This window comes from Pseudoalteromonas sp. GB56, assembly GCF_054923835.1.
The window spans coordinates 145,561-170,143 of the sequence record NZ_JBPCHK010000001.1 but is presented as its reverse complement, the minus strand read 5'-3'; the positions used below and the strand labels follow the sequence as shown (position 1 = coordinate 170,143).

At 45.2% G+C, this 24,583-nt stretch carries 18 protein-coding genes, 3 rRNA genes and 4 pseudogenes; 17 read left to right on the top strand and 8 right to left on the bottom strand.

Annotated elements, in window-relative coordinates; genetic code table 11:
• Positions 1-61: 61 nt before the first annotated feature.
• Positions 62-658, top strand: a complete 597-nt coding sequence (locus ACH19P_RS00800; protein ID WP_462156654.1) for a hypothetical protein — start codon at positions 62-64, stop codon at positions 656-658.
• Here ACH19P_RS00800 and ACH19P_RS00795 read toward each other — a convergent pair.
• The gene (locus ACH19P_RS00795; protein ID WP_462156653.1) at positions 655-996 is read right to left on the bottom strand and encodes a hypothetical protein; all 342 of its coding nucleotides are present in this window, start codon (positions 994-996) and stop codon (positions 655-657) included. The two genes, ACH19P_RS00800 and ACH19P_RS00795, sit on opposite strands and share 4 nt — an antisense overlap.
• 72 nt (positions 997-1,068) lie before the next feature.
• Here ACH19P_RS00795 and ACH19P_RS00790 point away from each other — a divergent pair, with 72 nt between their 5' ends.
• On the top strand, positions 1,069-1,512 hold the full coding sequence (locus ACH19P_RS00790; protein ID WP_462156652.1) for a tellurite resistance TerB family protein: 444 nt from the start codon (positions 1,069-1,071) through the stop codon (positions 1,510-1,512).
• A gap of 33 nt (positions 1,513-1,545) precedes the next feature.
• Here ACH19P_RS00790 and ACH19P_RS00785 read toward each other — a convergent pair whose 3' ends face one another.
• Complete coding sequence (locus ACH19P_RS00785) at positions 1,546-2,115, bottom strand: NADPH-dependent FMN reductase (RefSeq protein WP_462156651.1); 570 nt, start codon at positions 2,113-2,115, stop codon at positions 1,546-1,548.
• Positions 2,116-2,241: 126 nt separating this feature from the next.
• Here ACH19P_RS00785 and ACH19P_RS00780 point away from each other — a divergent pair, with 126 nt between their 5' ends.
• From ACH19P_RS00780 to ACH19P_RS00760, 5 genes and pseudogenes are all read left to right on the top strand, one after another.
• The gene (locus ACH19P_RS00780) at positions 2,242-3,126 is read left to right on the top strand and encodes a LysR family transcriptional regulator (protein WP_462156650.1); all 885 of its coding nucleotides are present in this window, start codon (positions 2,242-2,244) and stop codon (positions 3,124-3,126) included.
• A gap of 119 nt (positions 3,127-3,245) precedes the next feature.
• A complete protein-coding gene (locus ACH19P_RS00775) occupies positions 3,246-3,629 on the top strand; it encodes a hypothetical protein (protein ID WP_462156649.1) in 384 nt (127 codons plus the stop codon).
• Between the two features lie 294 nt (positions 3,630-3,923).
• Entirely contained in the window at positions 3,924-5,738 is a 1,815-nt protein-coding gene (locus ACH19P_RS00770; RefSeq protein WP_462156648.1) for an assimilatory sulfite reductase (NADPH) flavoprotein subunit, read from the top strand.
• A gap of 33 nt (positions 5,739-5,771) precedes the next feature.
• A pseudogene (gene cysI, locus ACH19P_RS00765) lies at positions 5,772-7,489 on the top strand (assimilatory sulfite reductase (NADPH) hemoprotein subunit).
• 20 nt (positions 7,490-7,509) lie between these two features.
• Positions 7,510-8,250 carry a phosphoadenylyl-sulfate reductase gene (locus ACH19P_RS00760; protein ID WP_462156647.1) on the top strand — a complete coding sequence of 247 codons (741 nt, stop codon included), beginning with the start codon at positions 7,510-7,512 and terminating at the stop codon, positions 8,248-8,250.
• 44 nt (positions 8,251-8,294) lie between these two features.
• On the opposite strand, the gene ACH19P_RS00755 is transcribed toward ACH19P_RS00760, so the two are convergent.
• A complete protein-coding gene (locus tag ACH19P_RS00755; RefSeq protein WP_462156646.1) occupies positions 8,295-8,762 on the bottom strand; it encodes an RNA recognition motif domain-containing protein in 468 nt (155 codons plus the stop codon).
• Between the two features lie 640 nt (positions 8,763-9,402).
• On the opposite strand from ACH19P_RS00755, the gene ACH19P_RS00750 reads away from it, so the two are divergent.
• The 8 genes and pseudogenes from ACH19P_RS00750 to ACH19P_RS00715 all read left to right on the top strand — a co-directional run bounded on the left by ACH19P_RS00750 (position 9,403) and on the right by ACH19P_RS00715 (position 18,658).
• Positions 9,403-10,935, top strand: a 16S ribosomal RNA gene (locus ACH19P_RS00750).
• A 257-nt stretch (positions 10,936-11,192) separates the two neighbouring features.
• Positions 11,193-14,077: ribosomal RNA gene (locus ACH19P_RS00745) — 23S ribosomal RNA — on the top strand.
• A 124-nt stretch (positions 14,078-14,201) separates the two neighbouring features.
• Positions 14,202-14,316: ribosomal RNA gene (rrf, locus tag ACH19P_RS00740) — 5S ribosomal RNA — on the top strand.
• The 16S, 23S and 5S rRNA genes sit together here, the layout of an rRNA operon.
• Positions 14,317-14,670: 354 nt before the next feature.
• A pseudogene (locus ACH19P_RS00735) lies at positions 14,671-15,058 on the top strand (trimeric intracellular cation channel family protein); the annotation flags it as partial.
• 334 nt (positions 15,059-15,392) lie between these two features.
• A pseudogene (locus ACH19P_RS00730) lies at positions 15,393-16,888 on the top strand (YifB family Mg chelatase-like AAA ATPase).
• A 60-nt stretch (positions 16,889-16,948) separates the two neighbouring features.
• Positions 16,949-17,077, top strand: a complete 129-nt coding sequence (locus ACH19P_RS00725) for a hypothetical protein (RefSeq protein ID WP_462156644.1) — start codon at positions 16,949-16,951, stop codon at positions 17,075-17,077.
• Positions 17,040-17,819 carry a hypothetical protein gene (locus ACH19P_RS00720; protein ID WP_462156643.1) on the top strand — a complete coding sequence of 260 codons (780 nt, stop codon included), beginning with the start codon at positions 17,040-17,042 and terminating at the stop codon, positions 17,817-17,819. Before ACH19P_RS00725 ends, ACH19P_RS00720 begins: the two co-directional genes overlap by 38 nt.
• A 674-nt stretch (positions 17,820-18,493) precedes the next feature.
• Positions 18,494-18,658 carry a hypothetical protein gene (locus ACH19P_RS00715; protein ID WP_462156642.1) on the top strand — a complete coding sequence of 55 codons (165 nt, stop codon included), beginning with the start codon at positions 18,494-18,496 and terminating at the stop codon, positions 18,656-18,658.
• Here the strand turns inward: ACH19P_RS00715 and ACH19P_RS00710 are convergent.
• The 3 genes and pseudogenes from ACH19P_RS00710 to ACH19P_RS00700 form a co-directional block, all read right to left on the bottom strand.
• Positions 18,655-19,368 carry a response regulator transcription factor gene (locus tag ACH19P_RS00710; RefSeq protein ID WP_462156641.1) on the bottom strand — a complete coding sequence of 238 codons (714 nt, stop codon included), beginning with the start codon at positions 19,366-19,368 and terminating at the stop codon, positions 18,655-18,657. The two genes, ACH19P_RS00715 and ACH19P_RS00710, sit on opposite strands and share 4 nt — an antisense overlap.
• Positions 19,369-19,591: 223 nt before the next feature.
• Positions 19,592-20,818, bottom strand: a complete 1,227-nt coding sequence (locus ACH19P_RS00705; protein ID WP_462156640.1) for an EAL domain-containing response regulator — start codon at positions 20,816-20,818, stop codon at positions 19,592-19,594.
• 122 nt (positions 20,819-20,940) lie between these two features.
• Positions 20,941-22,252: pseudogene (locus ACH19P_RS00700) on the bottom strand (short-chain fatty acid transporter).
• A 208-nt stretch (positions 22,253-22,460) separates the two neighbouring features.
• Here ACH19P_RS00700 and ACH19P_RS00695 point away from each other — a divergent pair.
• Entirely contained in the window at positions 22,461-22,685 is a 225-nt protein-coding gene (locus ACH19P_RS00695) for a hypothetical protein (RefSeq protein ID WP_462156639.1), read from the top strand.
• 39 nt (positions 22,686-22,724) lie between these two features.
• On the opposite strand, the gene ACH19P_RS00690 is transcribed toward ACH19P_RS00695, so the two are convergent.
• Complete coding sequence (locus ACH19P_RS00690; protein WP_462156638.1) at positions 22,725-23,633, bottom strand: AEC family transporter; 909 nt, start codon at positions 23,631-23,633, stop codon at positions 22,725-22,727.
• Between the two features lie 131 nt (positions 23,634-23,764).
• Here ACH19P_RS00690 and ACH19P_RS00685 point away from each other — a divergent pair, with 131 nt between their 5' ends.
• Positions 23,765-24,118, top strand: a complete 354-nt coding sequence (locus ACH19P_RS00685) for a YacL family protein (protein ID WP_462156637.1) — start codon at positions 23,765-23,767, stop codon at positions 24,116-24,118.
• Here ACH19P_RS00685 and ACH19P_RS00680 read toward each other — a convergent pair.
• Positions 24,115-24,570 (bottom strand): cyclic nucleotide-binding domain-containing protein, encoded by a 456-nt coding sequence (locus tag ACH19P_RS00680; protein WP_462156636.1) that lies wholly within the window; start codon positions 24,568-24,570, stop codon positions 24,115-24,117. The genes ACH19P_RS00685 and ACH19P_RS00680 overlap by 4 nt on opposite strands.
• Positions 24,571-24,583 lie beyond the last annotated feature (13 nt).

Sequence of the window (24,583 nt, the reverse complement as noted above, 5' to 3'; positions counted from 1 at the left end):
TGTTCGCAAATTTGATATATAAAGCGCTACTATAGCGCTTTATTTTTTATGGATGAACATCATGAAATTAGTTTTTGCTACCAGCGTTGCGCTTCTATGCCTCAGCGCCAGTGCTTTTGCACGTCCTGCACCTTTAGTTTCTATCCCCAGCCACGATGCATTTTTTAACAACATCAAAACACATTGCGGCAAAGCCTTTGAGGGTAAAGTAACGGTTGATAATGCCGGACCAAGCAGTTTTAGCGAGGCTAAATTGGTGATGCATGTTCGCCGTTGTAACGACCGCGAGCTACAAATCCCATTTCATGTCGGTGACGATGCATCGCGCACATGGATCATCACTAAAACAGGCAGCGGTTTAAGTTTGAAGCATGACCATCGTCATGAAGATGGCAGTGATGATGTATCGACTATGTATGGTGGCCACACGCTCGATGCAGGCTTTGCTAACGTACAATCATTTCCTGCAGACCAATATTCGAAAGAGTTATTTGTAAGCCAAGGAATTCCGCAGTCAATCGGCAACACCTGGCAAATGTATATTTACCCAGAGAAGTTTACCTATCGCTTGGTCAGAGAAGGGCGCGAATTTCGCGTGGACTTTGATTTAACTAAACCCATTACGCCACCCACTGCGCCTTGGGGTTACAGCGATTAGTCGCAGGTAATTTCGGTTAGTAGGTTAGGTTCGTATTTACGAGGTGTGGTAGGGAAACGGTCGTACTCCTGCACACCTTTTATGACCTTCATTGTGAAGGTTTTCCCTTTGCATAATTCATAGGCGTGCCGCAGTATAAAAACGCTTTGTTTTTGAAAGTGTTGGTAACCATCTTCAACCACTTCAACCCGGTACTGTGTGGCTGATAACTGGGTTTGGTAGTAATTCACACGCTCGTCGAAGTCATAAAGTTTTTCTTGCTCACCAATGGGCGGAGCGGTGTAGGAGCAGGCAGCCAAGAAAACGCAGGGGATGAGCAACAAGTTCGAATTGCGCATTGTTCGTTCCTCTAGTTGTATGCCAACGGTGTATCCTTTAGAGTGATTGTAACACTTAACGAGGTCACTTCCATGCTCCAGAACTTAAAGCGTCTATTTCAGTCTTTTAATGATCCCATCTCTGAAAATGAAGTTCCTGACTTTAAAACTGCTGTTGCTGCCTTATTGGTGGAAGTCATGCGTGCAGACAGTGAGTTACAGCCTCAAGAACAGGAGATGATCCTCTCGTTGCTACAAAAGCATTTTGCACTCAGTGTTGACGAAGCGAACACTTTGGTGGCTGAGGCTAGTTCAAGCCTAGATGAAGCGATTGACTATTATCGATTCTCCAAGCAAATAAACGACAACACCAGCGCCGAACAACGAATTGAGATACTTGAGCTGTTATGGCAACTCGCCTATGCCGATGGCAAGTTAGATAGGTATGAAGAACATGTGATTAGAAAGGTCGCTGATTTGCTCTACGTGACCCACAATGATTTCATCAGAGCGAAGCTCGCAGCCCAACCAGAGTAGGCGCCCGGGATTATTCTCCGAGCGCTTTGTGAATTAGCTATTAAGCTTTTTGGTTACTTCAACTAGTTGGCTGGTTAGGCCGCCAATTTTCTCGCTTGCACCTGCGTCGCTGATTTTACCGTTCTCATCGAGTAACGTATGAATCGCAGGAACTGCAAGTTGATCACCTAGTACCAGTGCGCCAATACCACTTAAGATATCGCGAACGTGGTTTAATCCACGTAAACCACCTAAGCCACCAGGTGAGGCTGCGAAAAGTGCAACAACCTTGTTGCGAAATGCAGGCAAAGCGCCGGCTTCTGTTCGAGATGCCCAATCGATGGCGTTTTTCAGAACAGCAGTGATAGAGCCGTTGTATTCTGGACTTGCTAATAAAATAGCATCTGCACTGCGCAGTTTGTCTTTGAATATTTGTACGTTAGCAGGTACGCCTTGCGCTTCAACGTCTTCATTGAACATTGGCAGGTCAAGTTCAGCCAGCGACAGAATTTCAACTTCTGCGCCTTGTTGCTTTGCGAGCTCTGCTGCGTGTTCAATCACAGCGTGGTTAAAACTATTTTTACGAAGGCTGCCTGCTAGGGCGATAATTTTTGCGTTTGCCATGATAGTGATCCTTATTCAATGCAATGATGACTGTTTGCTTATGAGTAACTTTAATAGAAAACTCACTTGCAAAAAAGCGCAAAAAACGCAAAGCTTATGTGCATATACACACAATTGGTGCAAGTTATGGCGATTGAGTTTAATGATTGGCAGGATATCAAAGTGGCGTTTGAAGTCGCCCGCAGGGGAACGCTTACTTCTGCGGCTGAAGCATTAGGGGTGCACCATAGCACGGTGCTTCGGCGTATCAATCATCTCGAACAGAGTCTCAATGCTCGGTTATTTCATCGCCATGCCCGTGGTTACACTGTCACCGAAACGGGTCATAAGTTATTTAGTACGGCTGAACAAATTAACGAGCAGCTCGAATCTTTGCACAATAGCATAATGGCGGCGGATACCACCTTGTCAGGTTCCTTGTTACTGACAACGGTCAGCGGCTTTATCGATTTGCTTGCGCCTGTGTGCGAACAATTCCAGCAGCAGCATCCTAATGTTCAGCTAGAGATACTGCTCGATCAAAAGCGCTTACGTCTCGATCATGGACAAGCACACATTGCTGTACGAGCAGGTCCGCGCCCAGACGAAGGTGATTATATTGCACAACATTTATGTAGCAATGAAGCGGGTCTCTATGCTCATGAGCGTTATCTTGCCAGAATGGGGGAGCCTAAATCGTTGGCCGAATTACGTGAGCATCACTTTATATCTGGTGTTTCGGGTTATAACAGTCGCGTGCCGTATTTTGCGTGGGTTGATGAGCATATGCCTGCATCGCAAATTTCTCTAAGAGTATCGGAAACGTCAGACGCTAATCGTGCAATAGCGAGTGGTTTGGGTATCGGAGGTATGCAAAAAGAGGCCGCTAAATTGTATCCAGAGTTGCATCCTATTTTGGAAAGTGAGCTCAGTTGGCGCAGTGATATCTGGCTGGTGACCCATCATCAAATGCATCGTAGTGCGAAAGTGCAGGCTTTTGCGCAACTATTAAAACAACATTTTCGTGCTTAGCTCTCTCGTGTTGGAGTGAGTAGACGTGGGTGCGCCCTTGTTATTCATGGTCAATGTGACACAATGGCGCAGTCTTAATTAATTTTTACGCAATTGCGTTGATTGGAGTAATACCGTACATGGCAGATATTCAATTTCTTAATGTTGATCTTGAGTTAGAATCTAAACATGACATCAGCGCGCTGGTGGCAGATTTAGATAAACGTGCTGTAGTGCTCCATTACGACAAAGATGACACGCGTCAGTTAGCGCGAATTGAAGCGCAAAGTGATGCTATTAGCCCAGACAAGGCAATTAATGAATTGTGCGAAATCATTGAATCTTGCTCTAAAGCGGGCTTGAAACAGTGGCTCAGTTGTTCACGTCGTACCTTTGATTTGGGTTTCAATTCAGGTCACTCTCCCAAGTGTTTCAATGAAGCCATCAATGCTGACACATTATTACGTATCTCAGCTATCGGTGCGGGAATGGAAGTCACCATTTACCCAGTCCAAGAATCTTAATTCCCTTATCAACCTTATCTCACTGTTTGATGCAGCGCCCATGGGCGTTGTTATCATCAGTGCTTATTCCAAACCTTTCTCCCGCCGATAGACTATAAACTGTTTTATTTGGAAAAAATCCAAATTAATAACCAAATGGAATATCAAAGCATATTCTATTCTTTTTTTATAACGCGCCATCTAGGTATTCTTCATGCTCACAATAGCCTAGTCGTGACTCTTCACTGACCTAGGTACGAATTTATTTTCACTGTGTTGAGACGAACGACACAGCTATGGGTTAGAGGAAAGAAGATGTTGTTAAACCAGCTGAATGCGGCAGCCAGTCCGTTATCGCCCGAACAGGTGCAAAAGCTTCAAGGTTTGGTGGCCGAATTAAATCCAATTCAGCAAGCGTGGGTGAGTGGTTACCTAGCTGCCAATGCAAATACCGCAGCTCTTGCTGGTGGTTTAACAACAGCAACTGCTGCGCAAGCGAGCGAAGCTGCGACCTTGACTATTCTATACGGTTCACAAACTGGGAATGCAAAAAGTGTTGCTACCAAGTTACAACAACAAGCGCAATCACGTGGTTTAGCCGTGAAGTTAGTTAGCATGGCTGATTACAAACCTACGGCACTCAAAAAAGAGCAGTTTATCAGTATTGTTGTCTCAACTTATGGTGAAGGTGAGCCGCCTGAAGATGCAGAAACCTTGCATGAGTTCTTAACAACTAAAAAAGCTCCGAAACTGGACGGCGTAAAAATTGCCGTACTTGGTTTAGGTGACTCTAGCTATGAATTCTTCTGCCAAACAGCTAAGGACTTTGAAGAGCGCTTAGTGAAACTGGGTGCCGAAGTGATTCACCAGCGCGCTGACCTTGATGTGGATTACGAAGATCACAGCGAAGCATGGATCGCAGGTGCGTTGGATGCATTTGAACCAGACCTTAAAGCGCAACAAAGTGATGCGAACGTTGTCAGTATGCCATTGACGACGGGTGGCGCCAGTCACAGTCAATTTAACAAGCAAAATCCGTTCGCTGCTGAACTGGCGACGGTACAAAAGGTTACTGGCCGTGATTCGACTAAAGACGTACGCCACATTGAGATCTCTTTGGAAGGCTCTGATATTCAGTATCAGCCAGGCGATTCATTGGGTGTTTACTTCCTCAATGATGAAAGCAAAGTTGATAGTGTATTGCGTGCGCTGGCACTGGATGGCGAGACGCAAATCAAATTAGGCGATGACACCTTGAGCCTGCGCGAAGCACTGATCGAAAAACTTGAGTTGACTCAGTCTTACCCAGGTTTTGTAGAGAAATACGCGCAATTAACACAAGCGCCAGAGCTGTTAGCCTTAGTGGATGACAAAGCGGCGATGCGTGAGTACATCGAAGCACGTCAAACTTACGACGTCATCTTACAGAATCCTGCAAAAGTAAGCGCCCAAGAGCTAGTGGATAGCCTGCGCAAAGTACAACCTCGTCTTTATTCGATCGCGTCAAGCCAAGCTGAAGTGGAAGAAGAAGTGCACCTGACAGTTGGGGTAGTTGAATTCGAAAGTTTTGGAGAGCAGCACTTAGGTGGTTGTTCGGGTTATTTATGCCGATTTGCAGAAGAAGGAACACAGATCAAGGTGTTCACTGAGCACAATGATAACTTCCGCTTACCAGTAAATGACAATACACCCATTATTATGGTCGGTCCGGGTACGGGAATTGCACCGTTTAGAGCATTCTTGCAAGAGCGTGATGCACGTGAAGCTGAAGGTAAAAACTGGTTGTTCTTTGGTAATCCCCACTTTACTCAAGATTTCTTATATCAAACAGAAATCCAGGGTTACCTGAAATCAGGTTTACTCAATCGTGTTGATGTCGCGTGGAGTCGTGATCAGGCACAAAAAGTGTATGTACAAGATCGTATCCGTGAACAAGGCGAACAGGTATTTGCATGGTTAGAGCAAGGCGCACACTTTTATATCTGTGGCGATGCGAATCACATGGCCAAAGATGTTCATCAAGCATTGGTTGATGTAGTGAAAGAGTTTGGCAATAAAGATGATGAAGGCGCACAGCAATACCTAAAAGATTTACGTAGTGCAAACCGTTATCAAAAAGATGTTTATTAAGCGCCCGTCAGCGCAGTTAATGTAGGAATTGATATGAGCGATTACAAGCCAAATAGCAAGCACGATCCACAAGCGAAACTTGCTGACAATGAGCGTCTGAAAACACAGAGCAATTTTTTACGCGGTACTATTGAAGCGGATTTGAAAGATCAAATCACAGGTGGCTTTACTGCGGATAACTTCCAGTTAATTCGTTTCCACGGTATGTATCAACAAGATGACCGTGACATTCGTCCTGAGCGAGCGAAACAAAAACTTGAGCCACTGCATAACGTAATGCTCCGCGCACGTATGCCGGGCGGCATCATTAAGCCAGAACAGTGGTTGGCGATTGATAAATTTGCTGACGAGAAGACCATGTATGGATCAATTCGTTTGACTACACGTCAAACCTTCCAATTTCATGGGGTGTTAAAGCCAAATATTAAAGATATGCACCAAATGCTAAACAGTGTGGGCATCGATTCGATAGCGACCGCAGGTGACGTAAATCGAAATGTTTTATGTACCACGAACCCTGTTGAGTCAGAGCTGCATCAAGAAGCATATGAATGGGCTGCAAAAATTTCGGAGCACTTGTTACCAAAAACGCGCGCCTATGCAGAGATTTGGTTGAACGGTGAAAAGTCTGAAACAACGGATGAAGAACCAATTTTAGGTTCGACCTATTTGCCACGTAAGTTCAAAACGACTGTGACTATTCCACCTAATAATGAAGTCGATGTACATGCCAACGATCTTAACTTTGTCGCTATTGCTGAAAATGGCAAGCTTGTTGGTTTTAACGTACTCGTTGGTGGCGGCTTGGCAATGACACACGGTGACGTCAATACCTACCCACGTAAAGCTGATGATTTTGGCTTTGTGCCACTAGAACATACATTGGCAATTGCTGAACATGTTGTTTCTGTGCAGCGTGATTGGGGTAACCGTGTAAATCGTAAGAACGCGAAGACTAAATATACACTTGATACCTTCGGCAGCGATGCATTTAAAGCTGAAGTAGAAAAGCGTGCGGGCGTTACCTTCGAAGACAGTCGTCCTTATGAGTTCACGCATCGCGGTGACCGTTTTGGGTGGGTAGAAGGTATTGATGGCAAGCATCACCTTACCGTCTTCATTCAAAATGGCCGCATTCTAGACTTCCCAGATAAATCATTAAAAACGGGCTGTCGCAAAATTGCTGAAATTCACCAAGGTGATTTCCGCATGACAGCGAACCAAAATTTGATCATCGCCGGTGTACCTGCTGACCAAAAAGGGACCATTGAACAACTTGCTCGTGAGCATGGCTTGATTGATGACGCGTATACCGAACAACGAAAAGCGTCTATGGCGTGTGTTTCTCTGCCAACATGCCCATTAGCAATGGCGGAAGCAGAACGCTACTTACCAGAACTCATTGAGAAAACAGAAGCACTATTAGTGAAACATGATGTTGCACAAGAACACATTATCTTGCGTGTTGTAGGTTGCCCGAATGGTTGTGGTCGCGCAATGCTTGCTGAAGCAGGGTTAGTTGGCAAAGGCCCTGGTAAATACAACCTTTATCTTGGTGGTAACCGAGAGGGTACTCGTATCCCGAAACTATATCTAGAAAACGTGGGTGAAGATGTTTACCTCGAAGCACTTGATGAGTTAATCGGTCGTTGGGCAAAAGAGCGCAATGAAGATGAAGGGTTCGGAGATTATGTGATCCGTCGGGGATCGTTGCAGAAGTTAAAGTCTCTAAAACAGACTTTCACGTATAAATAGTGAAGAGGGCAGGTTAATGAGCGAGTTTAGAGATATTTTGACGCTCGATGACAATGCACAGAAGGCAAAGTTAGCTGATGTAAACGCGGTTTTGGCAGACAAATCAGCAGTTGAACGTGTTGAATGGGCCATGGAGCACCTACCGGGAAGCCATATCTTGTCCTCAAGTTTTGGTATCCAATCAGCAGTGATGCTGCATATGGTTACTAGCGTGAAAAAAGATACACCGGTGATTTTAACCGACACTGGCTATTTGTTCCCTGAAACTTACCAGTTTATTGAGCAAATGACTCAAAGGTTAAACCTTAATCTCAAGGTGTATAAAGCCAAGTACAGTCCTGCTTGGCAAGAAGCTAAATATGGCAAGTTGTGGGAACAAGGCGAAGGCGGCATTAAGTTATACAACCAGATGAATAAAGTTGAACCGATGACTGAGGCCCTAAGGGAATTGAAGGTAGGCACATGGTTTAGTGGTTTGCGCAGGCAACAATCAAGCACTCGTCAAGACAAGAATATCGTGGAAGTGAGCCGAGGTACTGTAAAGGTATATCCAATAATCGAATGGCATAACCGTGATATATATCAATACCTCACTCAACACGACTTACCTTACCATCCATTGTGGGAGCAAGGTTATGTGTCAATGGGCGATGTACACACGACTAGAAAATTAGAGCCGGGGATGACGGAAGAAGAAACTCGTTTCTTTGGTTTAAGTAGAGAGTGTGGACTCCATATTGATGGTGATGGCATCTAGGTGTAGGTATAAAGGCAAAAAAAAGAGGGCGTTAGCCCTCTTTTTTATTCGTCATTGCTATCTTGCTTTTGCTTCGCTTCTCGCACCTTCAGGGTGCGTTCTTGGTATTCATTGTCGTTTAATTTAGAAATCATTGCATTCGCATCATTCATTGCGACTTCAACAAAACCGAAACCTCGACGTTTTCCTGTGTGCTTATCCTTTAGAAGGCGCACACTAAAAACAGTTCCATACTGCTCAAATAGTTCTTTTACCATGTGCTCATTTGCACGGTAAGGTAAATTACCTACATAAAGCGTTTTGGTATCTGCATCGACCGTATCACTAGAAGAACTGCTGCCAGCATTATTGCTATTAGTTAATACTAGAGCGATCCCTGTGATCAACGCGCCTAACGCGAAAGCAAGAGAAGAAGATAAAGCAGAAGCTGACAAAGCGAAAGCTAAGACTAAATAGCCTAATACCGCGATACAAACTGTAATTATAATTGTTTTTAGATTGGGTGATGTCATTGTGATCTACCAGATATACATGAAATAAACATTAAGTTAACAAAATGCAAAGTCTTATCTTAACGAGATTCCTTCACATAGCAACAGATAAAGCATGTAACTTCGCTTATATTGGTTGATCTAGCGCTATTTTTGAGCGAAAAAACATCAAAAAAAGTGTATCTATCGTCTGCTTTTTGCGCGAACAAATCATTTTTAGCAATTTTCTTTAAAAAAGGGGTTGCGTCGAAATCGAATCTCCCTATAATGCGCATCCACCGACACGGCGGACTGCTTACAAACAAGCGATACGACGAGTGAAGGTTGAGTCAAGTAAAACTGGGTTTTGAAAAACTTTAAAGATTCTCAAAATTAAGTGTTGACAACAAATCAGGGTTGAGTAGAATGCACAGCCCTCGAGACGCGAAAGAGTCTCGAAACGTTCTTTAAAAATATGAAGCAATCATCTGTGTGGGCACTCGTACAGGTTGAGTTCTAACAGCAGATTCTAGTTCGCTAGATGACGCAAACAAATTTAGAGTCTCAATTGAACTGAGTGACCAACGGAAACAAGTTTACTTGTTTCAGCACAGTCAATTCGATTCGAAAGAATCAAAATCAGAATTCAATGAGCGCCGAATCTTCGGATTCAAAAAACTTTTAATTGAAGAGTTTGATCATGGCTCAGATTGAACGCTGGCGGCAGGCCTAACACATGCAAGTCGAGCGGTAACATTTCTAGCTTGCTAGAAGATGACGAGCGGCGGACGGGTGAGTAATGCTTGGGAACATGCCTTGAGGTGGGGGACAACCGTTGGAAACGACGGCTAATACCGCATAATGTCTACGGACCAAAGGGGGCTTCGGCTCTCGCCTTTAGATTGGCCCAAGTGGGATTAGCTAGTTGGTGAGGTAATGGCTCACCAAGGCGACGATCCCTAGCTGGTTTGAGAGGATGATCAGCCACACTGGAACTGAGACACGGTCCAGACTCCTACGGGAGGCAGCAGTGGGGAATATTGCACAATGGGCGCAAGCCTGATGCAGCCATGCCGCGTGTGTGAAGAAGGCCTTCGGGTTGTAAAGCACTTTCAGTAAGGAGGAAAGGTTAGTAGTTAATACCTGCTAGCTGTGACGTTACTTACAGAAGAAGCACCGGCTAACTCCGTGCCAGCAGCCGCGGTAATACGGAGGGTGCGAGCGTTAATCGGAATTACTGGGCGTAAAGCGTACGCAGGCGGTTTGTTAAGCGAGATGTGAAAGCCCCGGGCTTAACCTGGGAACTGCATTTCGAACTGGCAAACTAGAGTGTGATAGAGGGTGGTAGAATTTCAGGTGTAGCGGTGAAATGCGTAGAGATCTGAAGGAATACCGATGGCGAAGGCAGCCACCTGGGTCAACACTGACGCTCATGTACGAAAGCGTGGGGAGCAAACAGGATTAGATACCCTGGTAGTCCACGCCGTAAACGATGTCTACTAGAAGCTCGACTTTTCGGAGTTGTTTTTCAAAGCTAACGCATTAAGTAGACCGCCTGGGGAGTACGGCCGCAAGGTTAAAACTCAAATGAATTGACGGGGGCCCGCACAAGCGGTGGAGCATGTGGTTTAATTCGATGCAACGCGAAGAACCTTACCTACACTTGACATACAGAGAACTTACCAGAGATGGTTTGGTGCCTTCGGGAACTCTGATACAGGTGCTGCATGGCTGTCGTCAGCTCGTGTTGTGAGATGTTGGGTTAAGTCCCGCAACGAGCGCAACCCCTATCCTTAGTTGCCAGCGATTCGGTCGGGAACTCTAAGGAGACTGCCGGTGATAAACCGGAGGAAGGTGGGGACGACGTCAAGTCATCATGGCCCTTACGTGTAGGGCTACACACGTGCTACAATGGCGCATACAGAGTGCTGCGAACCTGCGAGGGTAAGCGAATCACTTAAAGTGCGTCGTAGTCCGGATTGGAGTCTGCAACTCGACTCCATGAAGTCGGAATCGCTAGTAATCGCGAATCAGAATGTCGCGGTGAATACGTTCCCGGGCCTTGTACACACCGCCCGTCACACCATGGGAGTGGGTTGCTCCAGAAGTGGATAGTCTAACCTTCGGGAGGACGTTCACCACGGAGTGATTCATGACTGGGGTGAAGTCGTAACAAGGTAGCCCTAGGGGAACCTGGGGCTGGATCACCTCCTTATACGATTTAGAACTAATTTGTTCGCAGTGTCCACACAGATGATTGTTACTTACTGGCTAGGCCGGTAGGTAATATTTTGCTCTTTAAAAATTTGGAAAGCTGATAAAAACTTTGAATTGTTCAATTTGAATGATTTAGAGTTCTCAATAAGTAAAGAAATATGCCAGTCAACGAAAGTTGATTGTGCGTCTACTTTAGTATTCTAACTTCTGGCGAAGTTAAACAGTCCTTGAAATACACACCCTTTTGGGTTGTATGGTTAAGTGACTAAGCGTACACGGTGGATGCCTTGGCAGTTGGAGGCGATGAAGGACGTATTAACTTGCGATAAGCCTGGTCAAGCTAGTAAAAAGCGCTTGAGGCCAGGATTTCCGAATGGGGAAACCCACCTGTTTACAGGTATCTTGCACTGAATACATAGGTGTAAGAGGCGAACGCGGAGAACTGAAACATCTAAGTACCCGTAGGAAAAGAAATCAACCGAGATTCCGAAAGTAGCGGCGAGCGAAATCGGACCAGCCCTTAAGCTTATTTGGTGTTAGTGGAAGCCTCTGGAAAGTGGCACGATACAGGGTGATAGTCCCGTACACGACAATGTCTTATAAGTGAAATCGAGTAGGTCGGAGCACGTGAAACTTTGACTGAATATGGGGGGACCATCCTCCAAGGCTAAATACTCCCAACTGACCGATAGTGAACCAGTACCGTGAGGGAAAGGCGAAAAGAACCCCTGTGAGGGGAGTGAAATAGAACCTGAAACCGTGTACGTACAAGCAGTAGGAGCCCTTCGAGGGTGACTGCGTACCTTTTGTATAATGGGTCAGCGACTTATATTTTGTAGCGAGGTTAACCGATTAGGGTAGCCGTAGTGAAAGCGAGCGTTAACTGCGCGTTGAGTTGCAAGGTATAGACCCGAAACCCGGTGATCTAGCCATGGGCAGGTTGAAGGTTGAGTAACATCAACTGGAGGACCGAACCCACTAACGTTGAAAAGTTAGGGGATGACCTGTGGCTAGGAGTGAAAGGCTAATCAAACCGGGAGATAGCTGGTTCTCCCCGAAATCTATTTAGGTAGAGCCTCGGACGAATACCATTGGGGGTAGAGCACTGTTTGGGCTAGGGGGTCATCCCGACTTACCAACCCCATGCAAACTCCGAATACCAATGAGTACTATCCGGGAGACACACGGCGGGTGCTAACGTCCGTCGTGGAGAGGGAAACAACCCAGACCGCCAGCTAAGGTCCCAAAGTGTATGTTAAGTGGGAAACGATGTGGGAAGGCTAAAACAGCTAGGAGGTTGGCTTAGAAGCAGCCACCCTTTAAAGAAAGCGTAATAGCTCACTAGTCGAGTCGGCCTGCGCGGAAGATGTAACGGGGCTAAACATACCACCGAAGCTGCGGCTGCGAGCTTTGCTCGCGGGGTAGGGGAGCGTTGTGTAAGTGGCTGAAGGTGTGCCGGGAGGCATGCTGGACATATCACAAGTGCGAATGCTGACATGAGTAACGACAATGCGGGTGAAAAACCCGCACGCCGGAAGACCAAGGGTTCCTATCCCATGTTAATCAGGGTAGGGTGAGTCGACCCCTAAGGCGAGGCCGAAAGGCGTAGTCGATGGGAAACGGGTTAATATTCCCGTACTTGGTATAAATGCGATGGGGGGACGGAGAAGGCTAGGCAGGCACGGCGTTGGTTGTCCGTGTGAAAGTATGTAGGCTTGAATCTTAGGAAAATCCGGGATTCTTTAAGGCTGAGATACGAGACGACACTCTACGGAGTGGAAGCTGTTGGTGCCATACTTCCAGGAAAAGCCTCTAAGCTTCAGTTTATATCGAATCGTACCCCAAACCGACACAGGTGGTCAGGTAGAGAATACTAAGGCGCTTGAGAGAACTCGGGTGAAGGAACTAGGCAAAATAGTACCGTAACTTCGGGAGAAGGTACGCTCTTGAGTGTGAAGGACTTGCTCCGTAAGCACTTGAGAGTCGCAGTGACCAGGTGGCTGGGACTGTTTATTAAAAACACAGCACTGTGCTAAATCGCGAGATGACGTATACGGTGTGACACCTGCCCGGTGCCGGAAGGTTAATTGATGGGGTTAGTCTTCGGACGAAGCTCTTGATCGAAGCCCCGGTAAACGGCGGCCGTAACTATAACGGTCCTAAGGTAGCGAAATTCCTTGTCGGGTAAGTTCCGACCTGCACGAATGGTGTAACCATGGCCACGCTGTCTCCACCCGAGACTCAGTGAAATTGAAATCGCAGTGAAGATGCTGTGTACCCGCGGCTAGACGGAAAGACCCCGTGAACCTTTACTACAGCTTGGCACTGAACATTGAGCCTACATGTGTAGGATAGGTGGGAGGCTTTGAAGCGGTGACGCCAGTTACCGTGGAGCCATCCTTGAAATACCACCCTTGTATGTTTGATGTTCTAACGTTGGCCCCTGAATCGGGGTTGCGGACAGTGCCTGGTGGGTAGTTTGACTGGGGCGGTCTCCTCCCAAAGAGTAACGGAGGAGCACGAAGGTTGGCTAAGTACGGTCGGACATCGTACGGTTAGTGTAATGGTAGAAGCCAGCTTAACTGCGAGACAGACACGTCGAGCAGGTACGAAAGTAGGTCATAGTGATCCGGTGGTTCTGAATGGAAGGGCCATCGCTCAACGGATAAAAGGTACTCCGGGGATAACAGGCTGATACCGCCCAAGAGTTCATATCGACGGCGGTGTTTGGCACCTCGATGTCGGCTCATCACATCCTGGGGCTGAAGTCGGTCCCAAGGGTATGGCTGTTCGCCATTTAAAGTGGTACGCGAGCTGGGTTTAGAACGTCGTGAGACAGTTCGGTCCCTATCTGCCGTGGGCGTTTGAGAATTGAGAGGGGCTGCTCCTAGTACGAGAGGACCGGAGTGGACGAACCGCTGGTGTTCGGGTTGTCATGCCAATGGCACTGCCCGGTAGCTACGTTCGGAATCGATAACCGCTGAAAGCATCTAAGCGGGAAGCGAGCCTCGAGATGAGTTCTCACTTGGAGTTCGACTCCACTAAAGGGCCGTTGAAGACTACAACGTTGATAGGCAGGATGTGGAAGCGCTGTGAGGCGTTAAGCTAACCTGTACTAATTACCCGTGAGGCTTAACCATACAACGCCAAAATGGTGTGAGACTGTTAAGTTAGAAGTTAGAGATTAAAGACTGAAGTAGACGATTTACTTATAAAGCTTTCCGAATTAATACTGATTGCAATAGCGATTAGTAACCAACTTTGCTTGGTGATAATAGCGTTCTGGACCCACCTGACCCCATGCCGAACTCAGAAGTGAAACGGAACTGCGCCGATGATAGTGTGGCATTTGCCATGTGAAAGTAGGTCATCACCAGGCTCCTAATTAAAGAAACCCGTTGCAGCAATGCAGCGGGTTTTTTGCGTTTGGGGGTTAAGCTCTATTGAATAACCTCGAGCTTGCTGCAACTGCAGGTCGGTCTTTAGGCCGACATGACAGACGGTAGTAGCGCACTGCAGGAGCACATTGCCGATAAAGGCCCAAAATACATCATACTCACGCCACTGTCATGGTAACCCCCGACCTACAAAATTTGCCGTTCAAATCCCATACCTGATGTAACATGCGTTCTGAATCTAGTTAAAATTTCTGGATTTGTGGGTGGTTTGCGGTTATTGCGTGTAGTATCAGGCTAACAAACGATTGTAATTAAAAGAATCAGGTTGCAAATATATGTTTGATCTCTATCACTTGTTCGACTTACTGGGTGTCGCGGTATTTGCAATTTCAGGCACTTTGTTAGCTCATGAAAGAGAAGATGGATGGATTTGGTGTCATCGTTTTGGCGGCTGTGACCGCCATTGGTGGTGGTACACTACGGGATATGATTTTAGATGTACCAGTGTTTTGGGTTCATGACACAAGCTATTTTATTACTATTATAGTCACCGTGTTGGTCACTATAATTTGGCTAAATTACACACAAAGATTTCCACATTACTTATTACAGTTGGCCGATGCTTTGGGAATCGCATTCTTCGCAATTATGGGGGCACAAAAAGCGTTATATATTGGCGTACCACCAATGACGGCAGTGATCATGCGGGTACTTACAGGTTGCTTAACCCGGCGCGCAACCGCAACGTGAACGTGCAGCAAAGGGAAGTACCGATGACGACGCCGAGGTCTCCCTGCTATGCACCGTTGCATGCTTACTCGGAAGATCATCGGCTGTGTATCAGTTGCTGCTGTCTGGGGTAATTTTAGTGAATCTCTTGACTGCTGCCATCACAGCGTAATGTGGCTAGAAGGAGGCTTCGCGCTATGCTAGTGAGACGCAATTGCTACTCAGATGGGACGTCTGATGCTTGGACGCTCGAATTTCGATATCCCAACTGAATATATGTATTGTAATAGGCACATCGAGACACAAGGGTTGACCTTTAGCCGCTGTTATAACTCGAGAGCAGGTTGGGATAGAAGCTTGTCAGTGAGTGTCGAAGTTTATTTAGGTGCGGGTCTGCCTAGCTTTAATATTGTGGGTCTTCCAGAAACATCGGTCAAAGAAGCTAAAGACCGTGTGCCGCAGTGCCATTGAGAAACAGCCACTTTATTTTTCCTAGTCAACGAATTGTTGTTAATCTTGCTCCAGCCGACTTACCCAAGGAGGGGGGCGGTATGATTTGGCGATTGCGGTTGGCATCCTAATCGCCTCAGAGCAGTTAAAATTCTCAGGCCTTGATAAAGTAGAGTTAATAGCAGAGCTGGGTCTTGATGGTCGATTGCGACCAATAAAAGGTGTGATTCCCAGTGTGCTTGCAGCACAGCGCGATGAGGCGAGTTATTTACTTAAGTGGCCATAATCGAAAAGAAGCGCAACTCGTCGATGAGGCCGACGTCAAATGTGCACAGTCATTAGTTGAGGTATGGCACGATCTTTCAGGGCAACAAAGTTTAGATTTAATTGCTGTTGGTGAGAGCCAAAATGAACAGCAGCACAGTAGTTTTTTAGATTTTGCCGATGTGAAAGGGCAGCATCTTGCAAAACGAGTATTGGAAATTGCGGCAGCCGGCGGGCACAACGTATTATTTAGTGGCCCTCCAGGGACAGGTAAATCAATGTTGGCGCAGCGGTTCGCCACCATTTTACCTCCACTCACCACTGAGCAAGCTTTAGAAACTGCCGCCGTTTACTCAATATGTGGTAAGCCAGTTGATGGCACTCATTGGCGTTCACGACCTTTTAGAAGCCCGCATCATACCTGTTCAGCAGTTGCGCTTGTAGGTGGTTCATCAAAGCCAAAGCCCGGTGAAATTTCACTGGCACACAATGGCGTATTGTTTCTAGATGAACTTCCAGAGTTCGAAACGCAAAGTCATTGATAGCTTGCGTGAACCGATGGAGACAGGAGTGGTGACTATTTCTCGAGCTGCTCAACAAGTCGATTTTCCAGCTCGCTTTCAATTGATCGCCGCATTAAATCCTAGCCCCACAGGCCATCACACAGATAAGCGGGCTACACCTGAACAAGTGCTTAGGTATTTAGCGCGGATCTCAGGCCCTTTTATTGACCGAATCGATTTGCAGATTGAGCTTCCTCGTTTATCCAGTGAGCAATTGATGAGTACGCATAAGGCCGAATCGAGTAATGAAATTCGACGTCGTGTACTGCAAGCCTATGACACTCAAATTACACGCCAAGGCAAAGTTAATGCTCAGCTGATGCCCAGTGAGGTAGATATTCACTGTGCGTTAGATGAAGCAAGTAAACAATATCTATGTACTGCCAGTGAGAAGCTATGCTTATCACCACGCTCTCATCAACGAGTTATTAAGGTTGCTCGTACGATTGCTGACTTATCTCAACTCCCAAATATCCAGAGAGAATCTATCCAAGAGGCGCTAAGTTATCGCGCCTTTGAGCGTATGGTCGCGACACTCGGGCATTAGACATTGCACGCTTATTTACCACCTGTTAACATTGTTTGATAAGCTTTATGGGAGTATTCAATGAAAAAGTGGATTTTGGCAGCGTCACTCATTCCGCAACTGTGTTTGGCAAACGCCAGTGATGCAATGAGTCTTTATCTTGATCAACAGTATGAAGAAGCGTTTACGCTTTTTGCAGCAAACTGCTGAGTTGGGAGATGGTCGCAGCCAATTCAATCTCGCTGTTCAGTACTTACGAGGACAGGGAGTGCCAGCTGACCCAATAAAAGCTTATGCATATTTTACCGTTGCGATAGCCAATGAATTTAAAATGGCTGAGCAGGCGAGGCGCTCAGTAGAGCGTCGCCTTAAGGGGGCGCAACTAACCCAAGCGAAGGAGCTCGCTGAACAGCTCATCTCCCGTTTTGGGCCAAGTGGCTCGCAAAGTATTCAATATGAATTGAGTCGCACGTTAAGCTATAACCCTACTCGAGAAAAAGTAGTTAATCCTCCCACTGAGTACCCAGCTTCATTGCAAAGTGAAGGCGCACCAGGGGTCGCGAGTTTGGTATTTGATATAGACAAAAATGGTATCCCCCGTGACATCATGTTGTTGAATTCTTACCCCGCACCTGAATTTGCAGAAAGTATTTCAAAGAAGCTGCAAGAAACACGATTTATTAGCGCAGAAAAGCCCTTTAAGAATGGGATTATTCGAGGAGTGTTTGCTGGACTAGCTGACAGTGAAGTAAGCAAACGTCTGCACGCTCGTGCCCAGCAGTTACTAAAACTAGCTCAGCGAGATGATGTCTCAGCACAGGCAGAATTAGCAACACTACTGCGATTACTTGACGATGCATCTGAGCACTTTTCGGTTAGCTCAGAGTTGATGAATATTGTAGGCGTAGCACCTGAGGTTAATTTTTCGAGCCATTGCACAGCCAGAGTTTAGTAAGCAGGATACCTCAGAGAGCAACTTCTTCAAGGTCATTCGGCTACGGTTGGTTAACATTACCGGCGAAGGAAAAGTAGAGCAATGGCAAGCATTCGAACATGCCAATGGATATTCCCACAGAGCTGACTAAGCATGCTGAGAGTGTAATGCGTAGCTGGCAACTGAGTGCGAAAGGCGCAAAGTTTAGAGACGATAATTGGTATTATGCTCAGTTCTTCTACAACAATAAATCGCCAAGAGCCTCAATATCTAAATCATGACATCACAGCATACGTACGATTTGCAGCCTGTAGTCACTAAAGAACCTGAACAGCAATGGCGTTATTGGGCAGTACAAGGCAGCCGTCGGTGGACACAGTGATACTCTTTTCCAACTGGGAGTGTCAATCGTAACTAGCGTTTGCTCAGGTATTGCTGGGCACAACAATTGACATGATCGCGCGCAATTACAATTAGGGAAATGTGAACTAGACAGGCCAATGGGTCAGCTATCTTACACGGTTAACAAGGGCAAAAGGTTGCATCGCAAACAGCCACTGACGCGGGATAATCGAATTGCTGCTGCGACCAGTGGCTGGTTCGTATGCAAATCGATTCTGACTAATGCTGCAGACCTTAACTATGCTTATTGAGCTTGCTCAGCGAGTGGCGGACGCCAATGATGCATCCTAATGGCTGACGCTTATTTAGCAGCTGCACATGCGAAGTTGGGTAATTTTGAGGAGGCTGTAAGCTATCAGCAACAAGCGGTCGAAGAAGCAGACGATCAGGCTTTTGATCAAATACCCTTGCGACAAACGCTTGCTGCTTATAAAGACGGCAGATTGGTTTTTTAACCTAGAGAGAGCATATAACCTTTACCGCGTACGGTAACGATACGTTTTTGCTCTTTTTCGTCGCCCAGCTTTTTACGTAAACGGCCAATTAACACGTCCACAGTCCGATCTGTAGGGCTCCAGTCGGGTTGGCCTATTTCTTCTGATACTTTTTCTCTTGAAGTTGCCTTGCCAGCATTAGCGATCAAGCATATCAGTACCTTATGCTCAGCTTCAGTCAGTCTGATCTCTTCTTGAGCAGGTGTGATTAGGGTTCTATTGTCTGGGTGGAGCTTAAAATCAGCGTATTCGATATACTCTGTTGAGTCGTCATGTTGTACAGAGGCACTGTGGATACGCTTATAAACTGCACGCATTCTTAATTCTAACTCAAGTAAATCCACAGGCTTGCATATGTAGTCATCCGCACCTTGTGCGAGCCCCGCGATTCTATCTGATTGGGAGTCACGACTGGATAACATAATGACGCCGATTTCCGTCAGTGTAGAAAGTTCTTTTGCGAGCATAAGCCCGTCTTTTTGAGGTAATACGATATCTACTACTGCCAGCTCAATCGTTTCATTAGCAGTTACTTGAGAAGCCTGAACCATTGCTAAAGCGTCGGCGCCGGTGCTATCAACGCAAAAGCTAAACTCAGTATTAGCAAAGTGGTTTTTTATACGTTTGACTAGCAAGTCGTCATCTTCAACAAGTAACACGTTAATTGGCATGCAAGATTTACCCAGAGAAATACTATCTAACTGAATGTGTAATTATACCCAGTTCCATGCAATGCAAACCTTTGCATTGCGTTAATGTGTGCATTCTACGATAAAGAATTAGATATTTCATTATTAGGTACAAAATATCTATTATTATTATGTACCCTTATGTAGCATGGGCATCAAATCAACGTGTTTACTGTTTTAGTGATGCAGCCATATAAACCTTATCCTAGCTTGTTACGCGTTCTTTTTGTCTTTGTTCTAGCCAGGAAATCATATCATCTCGCTTCAGTGCAGGGCAGATAAATGAGCCCTGAGCTTGAATCGCAGGAAATCTAGATTCTAAATATTCCAACTCTTCAGCCCTGCTTACACCAACAGCAACCAGTTTTATCCCACGGTCATTGGCGACATCATCAAGTGAATGTAATACCGATTGAGAAAAATAGTCCTGTTCTATTTCTGTAACCAAAGGTTCGCATACTTTAATTTCATCCACTGGAAGGCTATACAATTGCTGTCCTTCAGTAAAACCACTGCCATAATCATCGAGTGACAATTCGAATCCTCTCATTTTCAATCGATTGATTGTCTCAAGTACATGTTTGTCGTTTAAAGGTTGATGCTCACTTATTTCTATTAGTACATCACTGGGGGTCAAATTGTTTAAGGACAAAATCAGAGAAAATTTGTCTGGGCAATTAAGATCTGCCAACTGTGTTGGATGCAGATTAATAGCAAGCTTTAAGTTTGAGGAGTAGGCTTTTCGGAAATAGACCAAGTCTTTTGATGATTTTTCGATTAATTGAAAAGTAAGAAGGTTGAGTAATTCATTTGATCGGGCAACGCCGACAAAGTAGCCGTTATCATTTTGTGCCATGCTCGTTCGTGGCAGGATATAAGACATCACCTCTAAACTGTTGACCTTGCCTGAAGCCACACTAATTTTTGGTTGATACAATGGCGTAACGCGATTGTGGCTGATCGCATCAAGTAAAGAAAGTTCTGAGATATTCGCTAGAGGGTCATCACCAAACGAACATAAACAGTCAAGTTTGTGCAGTAAATGTTGTACATCTTCCATATGTACTGGCTTGGGGATATTACCGAGTAAATGCACATTATGCTGACGTGCTAGTTGGCTAGCAAGATTGATAACTTCAGGCTGCATTTCTGAAACGATAACGACAACACCAGGGTACTTTATCCGACCTAGTCGACGAATGAGCTCCATACCATCCATACCTGGCATGTTCAAATCAGTGAGAATGAGGTCGTATAGACATGGCGACTTTTCGATGTCCTGAAAAGCTTTCAGCGCGTCGTCATAATGTGACACATCTTTGATGCCTAATTGGTTAAACATTGCTTGTAGAACAATAGAAACCGCGGGCGAGTCATCGACTGTGACTACCCTATATTTTGCCGTTACTTTGCCATGCCTTTGGTTACTCATTCTTCCCTCCATTGTGACTATTTAAAATCTAGAATGGCTGTGGAAAGTATGCAAACTTGTACCTGCAAAAAGCTAATAGTTTTTGCTTATATTAATACTTTACTATTGGTTTTGTGAGTGTGCTAGTGACTGAACGCGGCTAACACCATGATGATGTATAGGCCACTAATAAGTAACTGTAGTAAGCAAAAGCCCATAATGTCTTTTGCTTTAAGCCCTGCAATTGCAAGCACCGGAATTGCCCAAAAGGGCTGAATTAAATTTGTCCACGCATCTCCCCAAGCTACCGCCAATGCAACAACTTCAGTCTGCACACTCAACGCGCTTGCTGCAGGAAGAAGTAGCGGTGCCTGAACAGCCCACTGTCCACCACCTGAAGGGACAAAAATATTCACTAACCCTGCGCTGAGAAAGCTCCATATGGGGAGTGTTTGTGCATTGGCTAGATCAATAAACAAACTGGATATGTGTTGAGCAAGGCCGCTTTGACTCATTAAAGCCATTAATCCAGCATAAAATGGAAATTGAATGATAATGCCACTACCGTTGCTAACGGCGCGAGTTAACTGTGTGATGAAGGTTGCCGCATTAGGCTGTAACAGCAGGGCAAAGAATAAAAATAAGGCAATGATTGAATTAAGATTTAATCCCTGTTGACCCGTGTAGAATGTGTAACTTAGATACGTAATACCCAGAGCTCCAATAATTAGGGTTGGCCATCGTTTGTTTTCGAGATAATTATTGTGAATGTCGTCAGTGAGCGGCTGTTGTTCATTGAGTACCTCTTTATTTACATATACAGCGTCATGTTGCTTTGGCAGCAACCAATAGTTAATGATAGGGAGCAACACTGCTAAACCGATTACTAAAGTGAGATTCATCGCAGAGAACAGCGTTTGCGATGTATCGATAATGCCGATTTGTTCTTCGGCAAAATGACCTTTGGTCGCAATAGTCAAAGGTATCGAACCGGACAACCCTCCGTGCCAAATGATAAACCCAGAGTAAGCACTGGCCACAAGTACCCGGTAATCTACACGACAGTGGCGAGCAACTGCTTTGGCAAATAGCGCGCCAACCACCAGTCCAAATCCCCAAATTGATCCAACTAGACAACAAGGCAACTAAAGTGGTGACTATGATTGCTTTACCTGGTGTATTTAATCGTTTGGCTAGCGTATTAAGAATTTTTTCCACAAGTGGTGTTGTAGCGAGTAAATACCCGCATACCAGGACGAGTAGCATTTGCATCGCAAATGTGAATAAGTTACTCAGGCCATCCCCCCACATGGAGATAAGTGTAATTGGCGAATGTTCGGTGCTGAAGCCCGCGAGGATAAAACTCAATAGTGTAAGTATGAATACGATCACCAAAGGGTCGGGCATATACTTATCGGTCAATTGAGCGATGGGTTTGGAGATTTTTGCGAGCATATCGAGCAACTATTTATTATTAACTATTATTTTCTTAACACAGATAAGGTAATGTTAAAAACACCAATCTTTAGCATGATAGGCTAAAGTTAACGGAATTACAAAACAGGCATAAATTTAAGTTGTTGAAAATTAATGATAAAAAATTGGCCTGGATATTGTAGATAGTGAAGTAAGAAACAAAAAGTAAATGACTAACGAGGGTTATATGTCAGGACAAGGCTCTGGCGGTAATGTTATCGCCGCATTATGTAATGTATTTTTCCCAGGACTGGGGCAATTAGTACAAGGGCGTATTCTTGCAGCCTTACTATTTGCAATTTTCTTCTTCGGCGGCGCCGCACTTTGGTGGTTAATCGTTCCGGGGATCATCGCAGCTATTACCTACGTTTGGGCAATAATCGACGCTGCAAAATATCGCTCGTATGATTGATTTGATTAGTAAAAAAGCGTGCAGTTAAGCACGCTTTTTTTACACCCAATTAAGCCATAAAATGTAACTTAGCATACTGAATACAGTGCTGAGCACGACACTGCTGGCAAGAATATCATTGTGGGTATTTAATTCTTTGGCGACTAAATAGGCGTTTACGCCAAGGGGAGCTGAGCTAATGAGTACCAGTAGTAAAGTTTGCTCTTGTGTTAACTCAAATACATAGGTTGCGCCTAACCATACTACGCCAGGAAGCACTAAAATCTTGATTGCGGTTAGAACCAGCGCTAGCTTCAACCCAGTTTTAATTCGGTAGTGATGTAAATTCGCACCGAGCACAAATAATGCCCCTGCTATAGCTGGTTCGCCAAGAAGTTGTAAACCGTGTTCTATAGGCGCGAATAAGCGGATCCCCACCACGTTAGCCACAACACCAAGACTAATAGGTAAAATGACAGGGTTGATAATTAATTGACGAGCAGTCGCGAGCCAATTCAAGTTCTGTGATTTTCCGCAAAAAGCATAAGTTAGCAAAAATAGAAGGGCACTGTGAAAGGTAATGATGACAAACACTGTGGCGGCGACTTCCTTACCAAGTGCTTGAATCGCAATAGGAAGGCCAATGAGTACTGTATTTGAATAACTCGCTCCTAAAGCTAATACAGCGCTTTTTGCCCACTGCTTGTTTATCAGTCTAAATACCAGTAACACACAAAGATAAACGCTAACTACAGGTAGATAAAAGCTCGCAAGTAACCCAGCACTGACAACTTCTGTTAGTTCCGCGGCTTGCATATTAAGGAACAAAAACGCTGGAATGCACACATAGAAAATGAATCGACTCACACCCGCCAAATTGTCTTGATTTAAAAACTTTAGGCGCGCGCAGCTAAAACCAATCATAACAATAAATATGAGGGGAAAGATGAGTGTGAAAGTGTCCAACATAACTTCAGTGCAAAAGATAAAGTATCACTATTCTAACATCGCCCAGCATGTTGTGTGTAAGGCAATAGTGAGATTTAAACGTGGTGCTTATACTGATATCATGCGCGGCCAGAATGACAGGTGCAGATACAATGGAATATCAGATTTACTCAGACCCAATGTGGGGCAAGCGTATTAAACTAACCGACGAACACAAGTTGATTGCCCGTTGGTTTAATGACGAACTGTATGATAATGATGACCTATTGCAGCGTTTCATTCATGCTCTTGGCCAAGACGTAGAACAAGTACTGCAAGGTAAAGAAATGCGAATTTTACTTGGCCACGGAGAAGCAGTATTTGAAAGCCATGGTTTATATCATGACGCAGATGATCTTAGTGACTATGCAGAAGATGACTTGTCGTTGGATGAATCTGAGCTGGCAGCTGCATGTGGAGTGGAGGACTTAATCGCCTTAGTTGAGTCTTGGATGGCTTTTCGTTAAGCCATCTCAGTTTCTGAACTCAGTTTGGCAATGCGCTCACTCATACCAATAATTAACTGATCTTTAATTTTTTCCCGCACCACTACAGGTAATTTCACAAGTGCATTGGGTGCTATCGCAAGCAGGATAGTGTCAGCTGCAGCTCTGGCGTTGATGCTGCGTTCACGATGACTGATAAATGCGCCTTCCCCGACAAATTCCCCAGGATGTATATGCCCTAAATGCTTTTTATCATGTTGCCTAAACACTGTGAGTTCGCCACTTAAAATAATGTATAAGTGATGACTTTGTTCATATTGCTTAAAGACATAGTGGCCCTGTTTAATAGCATATAAAGACGAAAATGACTCGAGCAGCATTTGCCGTTCTGCGAGCTCAAAGTGTTGAAAAAAGGGCACACGATTAAGTATTTCCATGCGTTTAAATAGCGCGATATTTTCCAGTAATCTCATCAAGATAAATACA